The 13,131-nt window shown below is 63.0% G+C and carries 12 protein-coding genes; 11 read left to right on the forward strand and 1 reads right to left on the reverse strand.

The genetic code is table 11. The features are described 5' to 3' along the window. Positions 1 to 247 precede the first annotated feature (247 nt). The 7 genes from HV822_RS10345 to HV822_RS10375 all read left to right on the forward strand — a co-directional run bounded on the left by HV822_RS10345 (position 248) and on the right by HV822_RS10375 (position 8,007). Entirely contained in the window at positions 248 to 1,669 is a 1,422-nt protein-coding gene (locus HV822_RS10345; protein WP_238869911.1) for a glutamine synthetase family protein, read from the forward strand. A 65-nt stretch (positions 1,670 to 1,734) separates the two neighbouring features. After that, positions 1,735 to 2,997: an NAD(P)/FAD-dependent oxidoreductase gene (locus tag HV822_RS10350; RefSeq protein WP_238869912.1), complete on the forward strand. Its 1,263-nt coding sequence runs from the start codon at positions 1,735 to 1,737 to the stop codon at positions 2,995 to 2,997. A 10-nt stretch (positions 2,998 to 3,007) separates the two neighbouring features. Then, complete coding sequence (locus tag HV822_RS10355) at positions 3,008 to 3,634, forward strand: TetR/AcrR family transcriptional regulator (RefSeq protein WP_238869913.1); 627 nt, start codon at positions 3,008 to 3,010, stop codon at positions 3,632 to 3,634. A 1-nt stretch (position 3,635) separates the two neighbouring features. Further along, on the forward strand, positions 3,636 to 4,415 hold the full coding sequence (locus tag HV822_RS10360) for a M90 family metallopeptidase (RefSeq protein WP_238869914.1): 780 nt from the start codon (positions 3,636 to 3,638) through the stop codon (positions 4,413 to 4,415). 118 nt (positions 4,416 to 4,533) lie between these two features. Beyond that, complete coding sequence (gene aguB, locus HV822_RS10365; RefSeq protein WP_238869915.1) at positions 4,534 to 5,412, forward strand: N-carbamoylputrescine amidase; 879 nt, start codon at positions 4,534 to 4,536, stop codon at positions 5,410 to 5,412. A gap of 4 nt (positions 5,413 to 5,416) precedes the next feature. Continuing rightward, positions 5,417 to 6,514 (forward strand): agmatine deiminase, encoded by a 1,098-nt coding sequence (gene aguA / locus HV822_RS10370; RefSeq protein WP_238869916.1) that lies wholly within the window; start codon positions 5,417 to 5,419, stop codon positions 6,512 to 6,514. Between the two features lie 143 nt (positions 6,515 to 6,657). Next, on the forward strand, positions 6,658 to 8,007 hold the full coding sequence (locus tag HV822_RS10375) for a hypothetical protein (RefSeq protein ID WP_238869917.1): 1,350 nt from the start codon (positions 6,658 to 6,660) through the stop codon (positions 8,005 to 8,007). A 40-nt stretch (positions 8,008 to 8,047) separates the two neighbouring features. Here the strand turns inward: HV822_RS10375 and argH are convergent, their stop codons facing one another. Then, the gene (argH, locus tag HV822_RS10380; RefSeq protein ID WP_238869918.1) at positions 8,048 to 9,439 is read right to left on the reverse strand and encodes an argininosuccinate lyase; all 1,392 of its coding nucleotides are present in this window, start codon (positions 9,437 to 9,439) and stop codon (positions 8,048 to 8,050) included. Between the two features lie 87 nt (positions 9,440 to 9,526). On the opposite strand from argH, the gene HV822_RS10385 reads away from it, so the two are divergent. From HV822_RS10385 to HV822_RS10400, 4 genes are all read left to right on the forward strand, one after another. Next, positions 9,527 to 10,630: a sensor histidine kinase gene (locus HV822_RS10385; protein ID WP_238869919.1), complete on the forward strand. Its 1,104-nt coding sequence runs from the start codon at positions 9,527 to 9,529 to the stop codon at positions 10,628 to 10,630. Further along, positions 10,611 to 11,360, forward strand: a complete 750-nt coding sequence (locus HV822_RS10390; RefSeq protein WP_238869920.1) for a LytR/AlgR family response regulator transcription factor — start codon at positions 10,611 to 10,613, stop codon at positions 11,358 to 11,360. The genes HV822_RS10385 and HV822_RS10390 overlap by 20 nt, the downstream gene beginning before the upstream one ends. A 78-nt stretch (positions 11,361 to 11,438) precedes the next feature. Beyond that, entirely contained in the window at positions 11,439 to 12,377 is a 939-nt protein-coding gene (hemC, locus tag HV822_RS10395; protein ID WP_238869921.1) for a hydroxymethylbilane synthase, read from the forward strand. Further along, positions 12,374 to 13,129 (forward strand): uroporphyrinogen-III synthase, encoded by a 756-nt coding sequence (locus tag HV822_RS10400; protein ID WP_238869922.1) that lies wholly within the window; start codon positions 12,374 to 12,376, stop codon positions 13,127 to 13,129. The genes hemC and HV822_RS10400 overlap by 4 nt, the downstream gene beginning before the upstream one ends. Positions 13,130 to 13,131: the final 2 nt, after the last annotated feature.

The following is a 13,131-nucleotide window of genomic DNA, read 5'->3' on the forward strand; positions in this document are numbered from 1 at the left end:
CGGGTGACCGCATTGTTGTTCGTTTTTTCGTACAATAGCAATAAAAAATATTTAACACAAAGACCGTAAATCCTGAACGGTCGCTCGGGCCTCTGGCGCACCGATAGGCCCGGAACGACCTTAATTGGTGCGCCTTGCACCGACTTTGTGCGATGCCTGCTCTATTGACTCCAACGAGCCTTTCGGATTAACTCAGGGCTGGCACGTTTTGTGATTGATATATTTTACAAATAACAGGTGAAATCCCATGCAGCCCCAAGCCGGAGCGGATGCTTTAACAGCCGTAGCCACCGAGATCGGTGCGCAGGTCGGCATCCAGGAAGCGGAGGCCTTTCTGGCCGCGCATCCGGAAATCCACTTTATTGACCTTCTTATTGCCGACATGAACGGCATTGTGCGCGGCAAGCGCATTGATCGTTCAGCACTGGCCAAAGCGTTTGAGAAAGGTATCGCATTGCCGGCGTCGGTCTTTGCGCTCAACATTCAAGGTACGACCGTCGAGGAGACGGGTCTGGGATTGGAGATTGGCGATGCGGACCGCATCTGTCTGCCGATTCCTGGCACGCTGACGGTGGAGCCCTGGCAGAAGCGTCCAACCGGACAGCTGCTGATGACCATGTATGAGCTGGACCGCAAGACCCCCTTCTTCGCTGACCCCCGCTATGTTCTGCAACGCATCGTAGAGCGTTTCAAAGATCTCAAGCTGACCCCGGTATCTGCCTTTGAGCTGGAGTTCTACCTGATTGACCAGGAGAACATCACCGGTCGCCCGCAGCCGCCGCGCTCACCCATGTCGGGCAAACGCCCGAACTCGGTTCAGGTCTACTCCATGGATGATCTGGACGAGTACGCCGAATTCCTTGAGGACGTCATCGAAGCTGCCCACGAGCAGGGCATCCCCGCTGACGCCATCGTGGCCGAGTCCGCGCCGGGCCAGTTTGAGGTCAACCTGCACCACGTTGATGATCCGGTGAAAGCCTGTGACTTCAACGTGCTGCTCAAGCGGGTGATCAAGAACGTGGCCTATGACCATGAAATGGACACCACCTTCATGGCCAAGCCCTATTACGACCAGGCCGGCAACGGCATGCACGTGCATATCAGTCTGATGGATGAGAATGGCCGCAACATCTTTGCGCCCAATCCGGACGGTAGCCTGAGCGACACCCTGCGCTGGGCGATTGGCGGCTTGCTGGAAACGCTGCCGCAGTACATGGCCTTCCTGTGCCCCAACGTCAACTCCTACCGCCGCTTCAGCCCGAGCTTCTTCGTGCCCTGTGCGCCGACCTGGGGTATCGACAACCGTACGGTCGCGGTGCGGGTGCCGGGCGGCGAGCCCGAGGCGATGCGTATCGAGCATCGTCTGGCGGGCGCCGATGCCAACCCGTATCTGCTGATGGCAGCACTGCTCTCGGCGATCCACTACGGCATCAGCAACAAGGTCGAGCCGCCGGAGATGACCGAAGGCAATGCCTACGATCAGCACGAAGCCTCCCTGCCGACCAACCTGCGTGATGCCCTGCGCGAGCTGGAGGCCTCCGAGGTGATGAAGGAATACATCGGCGAGGAGTACCTGGACGTGTTTGTGCTCTGTAAGGAAAGCGAGATGGAAGAGTTTGAAAAGACCATCTCCGACCTTGAGTACATGTGGTACCTGCACACCGTTTGACCGCAGGCAGCCCCCTCTCAATCCCGCCATCTGGCGGGATTGTTCGTTATGCGAGAGCCTTTGAGATGAATAATTCCTGGTATCGGGCCAGCGTACCTGTGGTGGCGCCTCGGGCGCAGCTGGCGGGTGCGCTGGATACGGACGTGTGCATCGTCGGCGCGGGCTTTACCGGGCTGTCGGCGGCACTGGAGCTGGCCGAGGCCGGGCGCAGCGTGATTGTGCTGGAAGCAGAAGACGTCGGCTGGGGCTGCTCCGGCCGTAACGGCGGGCAGATCAACCCCGGGGTGGCCTGTGACCATTCACGGGTAGTGCGCGAGCTGGGTGACGCCGATGCCCGCCGCGTCTGGCAGCTGGGCGTGGCTGGGGTGGGTCTGCTGCGTGAACGGGTCGAGCGGCACGGCATCGATTGCGACCTGAAATGGGGCATTTTGCTGGTGGCCAACAAGGCGCGTCAGGTGCCGGAGCTGCATGCCTGGCAGCAAGAGCTGGCTGAGCTGGGCTACGATCGCCTTGAGTTTCATGACCGCGCTGCGCTGCAGGGGTTGTTGCGGGCCGACTATCACGCCGGCGTTATGGACTGGGGTGGTGGTGATCTGCACCCGCTTAAGTACGCCCAAGGTTTGGCCCGCGCGGCGGAGCAGGCGGGCGTGCGCATCTTCGAGCGCTCAGCGGTGCTGAATTATGTCGAGCAGGGTGGCGCTGTGGAGGTGCAGACCGCCGGCGGACGGGTGCGCGCAGGGCATCTGTTGTTGGCGGGCAACGCTTATCTGGGCAAGTTGTTGCCCTGGTATCGCAAGGGCTTTATGCCAATCGGCAGCTATATCGGTGCCACCCGGCCGCTGGGTGAGCTGGCCGCCGAGCTGATTCCCTCGCGCGCGGCGGTGTGCGACATGAACACCCTGATTGACTATTACCGGCTGACCCCGGACAACCGCTTGCTGTTCGGTGGGCGGGCCAGCGCCCGTGATGCGCGGCCGGATGCCTTGCGTCAGACCATGCGTGAACGAATGGCGCTGGTGTTTCCGCAGCTGGCAGATGAGGATTTTGAGTATCTGTGGGGCGGTCAGGTAGCCATGACCATGAGCAAGGCACCGGTGTTTGGCCGGCTGGGGCAGCGGGTGCTGTACACGCAAGGCTACTCCGGGCAGGGTGTGGCGCTGGCCGGGCTCGCCGGCAAACTGATGGCTGAAACCGTGCTGGGTGATGCGCGCAACTTTGACCTGATGGCGCGTTGGCGACATCTGCCAGTGCCGCCGGGCGCGCCTCTGCAGACCGCTATCAGAGCCTTGGCGCTGCTGTGGTATCGTCTGCAGGACAGTCGCCAGTAGAGAGCTATTCATGAGTCGAGCGGTTCCCAAGCGCCGCGCCAGCAGTCAGGAGCGGATTGACCGTATTCTTGAGGCCACCACCACGCTGCTTGATCAAGGCGGGCTCAGCGAGCTGTCGATCTATGCCATTGCCGAGCAGGCCGACATTCCCCCTTCGTCGGTCTATCACTTCTTCCCACAGATCAGTGACGTGCTGGCGGCGTTGGCCGAGCGGCTGTTTGCCGAGCTAGAGGCAGTGCTGCAGCAACCGCCGGCATCTTCACCTGTCAGCTGGATGGCCCTGGTGGGGGATATCGAACAGCGCTTTCAGCACTACTACCGCACCCACCCGGCAGCGCGTGCGCTGCTGCTGGGCGGACATGATCTGGCAGCTATCCGGCAGGCGGATCAGCAGCACGACCACCTGCTGGCTCAGCGCTTTCAGCGCAGCCTGGCGGAGCACTTTGTGTTGCCACCGCTGCCGCAGGACGTGGACGTCTTTGCCCTGGCCATGCAGGCCGCGGACAAGCTGCTGGCGGTGGGCTACCAGCAGTCCGGCGAGCTGTCTGAGCCGATATGCCGTGAGGCGACGCGGCTGATGACGGCCTATCTGGGGGTGTATCTGCCGCCGGTGCTGCCACCGGTCGAGGGCGGCTGACTTGGGTCTGTTCAGCTGGTGGCGTCAGCGCCGGGAGGCGCAGCAGTTGAGCGAGCTGCAACAACGGCTCGACCCACAGCTCTGGCAACAGGCGCTGGGTGATTGGCTGTTTTATCAGCGCATTGATGGCGCAACGCGCACGCGCCTGCACGAGCTGGCGCTGCGCCTGCTGCTGCGCAAGCACCTGCACGCGACTGACGGTGTCGAGCTGAACGATGCGCTGCGCCTGCGGGTAGCGGGCATGGCCGTGGTGCCGGTGCTGGAGCTGGGACTCGACTGGTACGCGGGCTGGCAGACACTGATCTTCTATGACGGCCCCTTTCGCGCGCGACACCAATGGCGCGACGAGGCCGGCGCGGTGCACGAGGGCGAGCGTGAGTTGAGCGGCGAAGCCTGGTTGCGCGGGCCGGTGGTGCTGTCGCTGGATGATGTCCGCCACTCCGGTCGGGCCGACGGTTTCAATGTGGTGATTCATGAGCTGGCGCATACATTGGATATGCGCTCGGCCAGTGCCAACGGCGCCCCGCCCCTGCATCGGGGCATGAGCCAGGCGGATTGGGCGCGTGACATGCAGGCAGCCTGGGAGGATCTGGGGCAGCGCTTTGAGCGCAACGAGCCCCTGCCGCTGGATGCTTACGCGCTCGAAGCGCCGGCTGAGTTCTTCGCGGTGCTGTCCGAGAGCTTCTTCGAGCGGCCAGCGGCGCTGCGCCAGGAGTGGCCTGCTGTCTATCAACACTTAGCCGATTTTTATCGGCAAGATCCGGCTGAGCTATTGGCTTAGTGGGTTTTAATTTCTACATATGCGGATAAATATCTGCATTATATCGACGCCATCGCTTGCCAAGTACGTGTTGGCCAGCTATAAATCGATTTTTATCCAACTCTAATCGGAGTGAGCCATGACCCGTACCGTGACCGTTGCCGCCACCCAGATGGGCTGCACTTGGGATAGCCAGGCCAACATTGCGCAGGCCGAGAAGCTGGTGCGCGAGGCCGCCGCCCAGGGCGCGCAGATCATCCTGATTCAGGAGTTGTTCGAAACCCCTTATTTCTGCCAGAAGCCCAACCCTGAGTATCTGCAGTTGGCCACTCGGGTCGAGGATAATCCGGCGATCAAGCACTTTCAGGCGCTGGCCAGAGAACTGGCAGTGGTGCTGCCGATCAGCTTCTTCGAGCTGAGTGGGCGCGCGCGTTTCAATTCCATTGCGATCATCGATGCCGATGGCAGTAACCTGGGTATCTATCGCAAGAGCCATATCCCCGATGGCCCCGGTTACCACGAGAAGTACTACTTCAATCCCGGCGACACCGGCTTCAAGGTCTGGCAAACGCGCTACGCCAAGATTGGCGTCGGTATCTGCTGGGATCAGTGGTTCCCCGAGTGTGCACGCAGCATGGCGCTGATGGGCGCCGAGTTGCTGTTCTACCCGACCGCCATTGGCAGCGAGCCGCACGACCACAGCATCAACTCCCGCGATCACTGGCAGCGGGTGCAGCAGGGCCACGCCGGTGCCAACCTGATGCCGCTGATCGCCAGCAACCGCATCGGCCGCGAAGAGCAGGACGGTTACGACATTACCTTCTACGGCTCGTCGTTTATTGCCAACCAGTTTGGCGAGAAGGTACAGGAGCTGAACGAGACGGAAACCGGCGTGCTGGTGCAGTCCTTCGACCTGGACGAGCTGGAGCATATTCGCAGCGCCTGGGGCGTGTTCCGCGACCGCCGTCCGAACCTGTACGGCCCGGTCAAGACCCTGGATGGCGAGCTGGAGTCCTGAGCCCATGTTCAACCTGCACAGCACGCCGCAGCACGACGGTTATTTCATGCCCGCCGAATGGGCGCCGCACAGTCAGACCTGGATGATCTGGCCGGAGCGTCCGGATAACTGGCGACAGCAGGCGCTGCCGGCGCAGACCGCGTTTGCCGCGGTGGCGCAGGCGATTGCCGGGTTTGAGCCGGTGACCGTCGGCGTCTCGGCGGCGCAATACGCCAACGCCTGTGCGCAGCTGGATCACCCGGCGATTCGGGTGGTGGAGCTGAGCAGCAATGATGCCTGGGTACGTGATACCGGGCCGACCTTTGTGGTCAACGGCCAAGGCGGCCTGCGCGGTGTGGACTGGGCCTTCAACGCCTGGGGTGGCGAGCTGGGCGGCCTGTATGCCGACTGGGCGCTGGACGATCAGGTAGCCAGCAAGATCCTGTCGATGGAGCGCTGCCCGCGCTACCGCACCGAGGGCTTTGTGCTCGAAGGTGGCTCGATCCACGTGGACGGCGAAGGCACGCTGATCACCACCGAGGAGTGTCTGCTCAACCCAAACCGCAACCCGCATCTGCAACGTGTAGAGATTGAACAGCAACTGGCGGCGCAGCTGGGTATCAGCAAGGTGATCTGGTTGCCCGACGGCCTGTACAACGACGAGACCGATGGGCACGTCGACAATTTCTGTTGCTTCATTCGGCCGGGCGAGGTGCTGCTGGCCTGGACCGATGACCCGCAGGACCCGAATTATCCTCGCTGTCAGGCGGCCGCCGCCGTGCTGGCCGAGGCGCGGGATGCACAGGGGCGGGTGTTATTGGTCCACCACATACCCATTCCCGGGCCGCTGCATGCCACGGCCGAGGAGTGTGCCGATGTGCAGGTGGTGGAGGGCAGTCAGAGCCGTGACCCAGCCATTCGCCTGGCCGGCTCCTACGTCAACTTCCTGATCGTCAACGGCGGCGTGGTCGCGCCGAGCTTCGGTGATCCGCGTGATGAGGAGGCGCTGGCCATCCTGCAGCAGCTGTTCCCTGAGCGCCGGGTGGTGGCAGTGCCGGGGCGGGAAATCCTGCTGGGTGGCGGCAACATCCACTGTATCACGCAGCAACAGCCGGCAGCCTGATAGACAAATCGGACATGGTGCACATACCACGTTTCGGTACTGGAGCCGGGTGCGTCGGAACAGGCATAATCGCTGGGCAAGAATGCGGCGCCGAGCGCAAGCTCGGCGGTTTCAGGATGTTTTCCCGTCCAGAAGGAATTTACATGCAGTTCTCCTCATTGCTTCCCTCTCCCCTGTGTCGCACCGCGCTGGCGGTCAGCATGGCTGCCACCCTGGTCGGTTGTGCCAGCATTCAGAGCAGCGTGACTGATGTCAGTGGCGCTTCGCGTCTGCAGGGCGAGCTGACCAGCAGCAGCCCGGTCAACCTTAACGATGGCTCCCAGTACCAGGTGTTCAGCCTCAAGCTCAAGCAAGGCGAGTTGGTACGGGTTCAGCAGAGCGGCGCGCTTGAAGGTGCCGTGCTGACGCTGTTGGACTCACGCAATCAACTGGTCAGCGGCCCGCGTCAGGGCTCGCTGCACCTGACCCCGCAGGCTGATGGTACCTACCGCCTGGGCGTCAGTGGCAGCAGTGCCTCGGCCTACGGCCCCTTTGAGCTGTCGCTGGAGAAAGTGACGCCACGCAACAGCGGCGCGCTGGTGCTGGATGAGTCGCTGTTCGGTCTGTTGAGCCTGGCCAGCAGCGCCAACACCTACAGCCTGACCGTCAGTGAGGCGGGGTTGTACGATATTGTCATGACCTCTGAAGAGCTGGACACCGTGCTCAAGCTGAGCGGTGGTGGCCTGTCGCTGGAAGATGACGACGGCGGCGGCGGCACCAACTCGCGCCTGACAGCGATGCTGGAGCCCGGCACTTACCAGGTCACAGCCACCGCGCTGGACACGCCGGCTGAGGGTGCCTATGACCTGACGCTCAGCACTCGCGCGCTGCCTGAGGGAGTAGAGCTGACCAATGGTGGTGAGCTGACGCTGGGCGGCAGTATCAGTGGCCTGGCTGACAGCGAGGACAAGGTGTACAGCCTGACCGTACCGGAACGCTCGCTGCTGCGTCTTACCATGAGCTCGACCGAGGTTGACAGTTATCTGACCCTGCGCGGCCCTGGTGTAGATGCCAGCGATGACGACGGCGCTGGTCAGAACCTGGATGCAGCCATTACCACCCTGGCGAACCCCGGCACCTACCGTATTAGCGCTTCAACCGCTGATGGCAGCGCTGGTCTGTTCACCCTGAGCAACTCGGTGCAGCCGGTCAATGGCAGCGGCGCGCAGTTGCGTCCGGGTGAGGCGGTGTCGGGTAGTCTGTCTGGCGCGAGTGTCGACAAGACGCTGGTGATCAGTGAGGCTGGTCAGTATCAGGTTGACCTGTATGCGACCGAGTTTGACGCCATGTTGCGCCTGAGCGGTAACGGTGTGGAGCTGGAGGATGATGACGGGGCCGGTGGCACTAACTCTCGCATCAGCACCTACCTTGAGTCTGGGCGTTACACCCTGAGCGCGAGCAGCTACGACAACAGCGGTCGTGGCACTTTCGTGATCAGCGCCCAGCGCGAGTAAGCGGGAAGCCGGCAGCCCTGCGGGGCTGCCGGTTATCCACTCAGTTGGCCAGTAGTTCGCGGCCGCGCTGAACGGCTGCCAGCACCTGCGCCGGTGCTGTACCGCCGATATGGTCACGGGCGTTGACCGAGCCTTCCAGCGTCAGTACCTCAAACACGTCCTGCTCAATCTGATCGCTGAAGCGGCGCAGCTCCTCCAGCGACATCTCCGCCAGATCCTTGCCTGAATCCACACCGTACTTCACCGCGTGCCCGACGATCTCGTGGCAGTCGCGGAAGGGGATGCCCTTGCGTACCAGGTAATCCGCCAGGTCGGTTGCAGTGGAAAAGCCGCGCAGGGCTGCTTCGCGCATTGCCTCGACCTTGGGCTCGATCGCCGGGATCATGTCGGCAAAGGCGCGCAGGCTGTCGCGCAGGGTGTCGACCGCGTCGAACAGCGGTTCCTTGTCTTCCTGGTTGTCCTTGTTGTAGGCCAGCGGCTGGCTCTTCATCAGGGTCAGCAGGCCCATCAGGTGGCCGTACACGCGGCCGGACTTGCCGCGTACCAGCTCGGGTACGTCCGGGTTCTTCTTCTGCGGCATGATCGAGGAGCCGGTGCAGAAGCGGTCGGGCAGGGCGATGAAATTGAACTGCGCGCTGGTCCACAGCACCAGCTCTTCGGAGAAGCGCGACAGGTGCATCATCGCCAGCGCGGCGGCGGCGCAGAATTCGATTGCGAAGTCGCGGTCGGACACGCCGTCCAGCGAGTTGCCGGATACCGCTTCAAAACCCAGCAGCTCGCAGGTGATGCTGCGGTCGATCGGGTAGGTGGTGCCGGCCAGTGCGGCCGAGCCCAGCGGCATGCGGTTGACCCGCTTACGGCAGTCGATCAGGCGCTCGCGGTCGCGCTGCAGCATCTCGAACCAGGCCAGCAGGTGATGGCCGAAGGTCACCGGTTGGGCGGTCTGCAGGTGGGTAAAGCCGGGCATGATCACCGCGTTGTGGCGCTCGGCCTGCTCCAGCAGGCCGGTTTGCAGACGCACCAGCTCGCCGAGGATGACGTCGATTTCCTCGCGTAGCCACAAGCGTATATCGGTGGCGACCTGGTCGTTGCGTGAACGGCCGGTGTGCAGTTTCTTGCCGGTGATGCCGATGGCTTCGGTCAGCTTGGCCTCAATGTTCATGTGCACGTCTTCGAGGTCAACGCGCCAGTCAAACTGGCCAGCTTCGATGTCGCTGCGAATGGTGTTCAGCCCCTCGATGATGGCGTCGCGCTCTGCCTCGGTCAGTACGCCGACCTTGGCCAGCATGGTGGCGTGGGCGATCGAGCCCTGGATGTCATGCTTGTACAGGCGCTGGTCGAAATCCACCGAGGCGGTGAAACGGGCAACGAAGGCGTCGACCGGTTCGCTGAACCGGCCACCCCAGGATTGGTTTGTCTTGTCTTGGCTCATGTCTCGGATGGGTCCGCTGCGTGAAGAGGCGCATAGCATAGCATTTCACGCTTGCGCGATGGCGGCCGGCTGGCAGACACTGGGGCAATGAAGAACGGATTCTGGTCCCTGCTCAAGCGCCCCTATGAGGGAGAGGATTTTTTTCTCCCTGATCTGTGCTCGTCCGTGGCTGTTTTTACCCTGGTGGTGCTGGCTCAGTTGATGGTGCTGGTATGGGTGCTGGCGCAGCCGGCCGAGGGCGGGTTTGACTGGTTGCAGCTGGCCATGGCCTCGCTTTTTGTGCAGTGGATTGTATTGCTGTCTGCTGCGCTGCTGTGTCGCCTGCGCAGCTGGATGCGCAGACGGCCGCTGGGGCTGGCCGTCGCCGCCTGCCACGCGGTGGTTATTGGCCTTACCCTGATCTTCACGGTGCTGGGGGATTGGGTGGTATACCGCGGCATGAGCGGCGCTTTGCAATGGGAAGCCGGACAACTGCTGCGTCACGGCCTGATCGCACTGATCATGACCAGTTTGCTGCTGCGCTACTTCTATCTGCAGCAGCAGTGGCAGCATCAGCAGCAGGCCGAGCTGCGTTCGCGCCTGCAGGCGTTGCAGTCACGCATTCGCCCGCATTTTCTATTCAACAGCCTGAACAGCATTGCCAGCCTGATCGAGGTGGCGCCGGCCAAGGCCGAGCAGGCGGTGTTGGATCTCTCCGACCTGTTCCGCGCCAACCTGTCCAGCAGCGAGACCTTGTCCTGTTGGGGTGAGGAGCGACGTTTGTGCGAGGGCTACCTGCGTATCGAACAGTACCGGCTGGGCGAACGCATGCGCGTGCAGTGGGATGTCGAGGCGCTGACCGAGGATCTGCCAATGCCGCTGCTGACCCTGCAGCCGTTGCTGGAGAACGCCATCCTGCATGGCCTGCAGCCCCTTATCAACGGCGGCGATATAGTGATTCAGGGGCGCTTGGAGGGCGGGGTGGTTGAACTTATGGTGAGCAACACCTGTCCTCAGCAAGACGATTCGCACCAGGGGGCACGCATGGCCATGGCCAACATCCGGGCGCGGTTGCAGGCGCTGTTCGGTGACGGCGCTGAGCTGAGTGGCTGGCGGCAGGGAGAGTGCTTCTTCAGCAGGCTGGTCTATCCTGTTACACAAGATTCAACAACGGCAGAGAAGTCATTATCGAATGAAAGTACTGATCGCTGATGATGAGCCGCTGGCCCGCGAGCGGCTGGCGCGACTGGTTGGTTCGCTGCCGGGGTACAGGGCGTTGCCCGAGATGGCCAGCAATGGGCATGAGGCTTTACAACTGGTCGAGGCGCATCATCCCGATATCCTGCTGCTGGACATTCGCATGCCTGGGCTGGACGGCCTGCAAACCGCCGCCAAGCTGTGCGAGAACGCCGAGTCGCCGGCGGTGGTTTTTTGTACTGCGCACGGTGAATACGCGCTTGACGCCTTCGCGGTCAGCGCCGTGGGTTACCTGCTCAAACCCGTGCGCAGCGAGGCTCTGGCCGCTGCCCTGGCCAAGGCGCAGAAGCCCAATCGCATGCAGCTGGCCAACCTGGGCAAGGCCGCGGCGCAGCCAGGGGGTGCTGAGGCTCGCAGTCACATCAGTGCACGTACGCGCAAGGGCATCGAGCTGATCCCGGTCGAGGACGTTTTGTATTTCATCGCCGACCATAAATACGTCACGCTGCGTCATCTGCACGGCGAAGTGTTGCTGGATGAACCGCTGAAGGCGCTGGAAGAAGAGTTCGGCGAGCAGTTTGTCCGCATCCATCGTAACGCTCTGGTGGCACGCAGCCGGATTGAGTGCCTGCAACGGACCGCCATGGGGCATTTTGAACTGTGCCTCAAGGGGTTGGACGACGAGTCGCTGACCGTCAGCCGGCGCCACGTACCGGGTGTGCGGCGCCTGATGGAGCGGCTGTGACGGGGCTGCGACACCGTCCCGCGTGGATGCCTGTCTGACCATGGCGTATGATGCGACCTGGTTTGAAGCGAGAGTCCCATGAGTCGACATCTGCGAATTGCCACCCGCAAGAGCGCCTTGGCCCTGTGGCAGGCCGAATACGTAAAGGCGCGTCTCGAACAGCTGGACCCGAGTGTCATTGTTTCCCTGGTCCCCATGGTCAGCCGTGGTGATCAATTGCTGGATTCACCGCTGGCCAAGATTGGCGGCAAAGGACTGTTCGTCAAGGAGCTGGAAACCGCCATGCTCAATGACGAGGCCGACCTGGCCGTGCATTCCATGAAAGACGTGCCGATGCAGTTCCCGGACGGTCTGGGCCTGTACGCCATCTGTGAGCGCGAAGACCCGCGCGACGCCTTTGTCTCCAATCACCATGCTGATCTGGACGCGCTGCCGGCCGGCAGTGTGGTCGGCACTTCCAGCCTGCGTCGTCAGGCGCAGATCATGGCTCGGCGTCCGGATCTGCAGATCCGCTTCCTGCGCGGTAACGTCAACACCCGTCTGGCCAAGCTCGATGCGGGCGAGTACGACGCGATCGTGCTGGCGACGGCCGGGCTGCTGCGTTTGGGCTTCGATGAGCGCATTCGTTACCCGATGCCGCCCGAGGTCAGCCTGCCTGCTGGCGGGCAGGGCGCGGTCGGCATTGAGTGCCGCAGTTCGGATACCGAGTTGCAGGCGCTGCTGGTGCAGCTGAACGACGAGGACAGCGCGCTGCGCGTGCGCGCCGAGCGTGCGCTTAACACGCGCCTTAATGGTGGTTGTCAGGTGCCGATTGCCTGTTACGCCGAGCGCGAAAACGGCGAATTGTGGCTGCGGGGGCTGGTCGGCGACCCGGATGGCCAGCGCATGTTGCGCGCTGAAGCGCGCGGGCCGGAGTCCGCACCAGAGGCGCTGGGCATAGCGGTTGCTGAGGAGTTGCTGGCGCAGGGGGCACAGGCAATCCTGGATGCCGTGTACGAGGAGGCGCCGCCGCGGTGAGCCGCTGCCTGCTGCTGACCCGCCAGCCGGCGGAGAACCAGCGACTGGCTGCGCGACTGGCCGCGCACGGCGTGAGAACCAGCAGCCTGCCGCTGCTGACGCTCGAGCCCTGTGCCGAAGGGCCGCCAGAGCGTCAGCGCATGCTTGATCTGGATCTGTACCAGGCGGTAGTAGTGGTTAGCCCGGTAGCGGCGCGTCTGGGGTTGGAGCGGCTTGACTACTATTGGCCGCAGCCGCCGGTGGGAATCGAATGGCTGGCGGTGGGCGCGGGGACGGCGCAGGTGCTGCGCGAGTATGGTTTGCCCGCCCGCTGTCCGCAGCAGGGCCAGGACAGCGAGGCGCTGCTGGCAATGCCGCTGTGGCAGCCGCTGTTGGCGCGTGCGGATCTGCGCGTGCTGATCTGGCGCGGCGAAGATGGGCGCGAGCATCTGGCAGAGCAGCTGCGGCAGTCCGGTGCGCGGGTCGATTATCTGCCGCTCTATGCGCGCCGTATGCCGGACGAGCTGGAGCGGCAGCTGTTGGCGCTGGCGCCGCAGGTTGATCGTATTGTGCTGCTCAGCGTGCAAGCGCTGCGGCATTGGCGCGAGGCTGCTGACCGACAGTGGGAGGTACAGCGGCACTGGCGCTGTTTTGTGGCAAGTGAGCGTATTGCGGCGCAGGCCCGCGAGTGGGGCTGCACGGATGTAGTAACCTGTCGGGGTGCAGATGACGCGGCCGTTGAGGCGGCCGTGTTGGCAGATTCGTCGGGATGACA

The sequence above is a fragment of the Halopseudomonas maritima genome, from assembly GCF_021545785.1.
In the GTDB taxonomy this organism is placed as follows: Bacteria; Pseudomonadota; Gammaproteobacteria; order Pseudomonadales; family Pseudomonadaceae; genus Halopseudomonas; species Halopseudomonas maritima.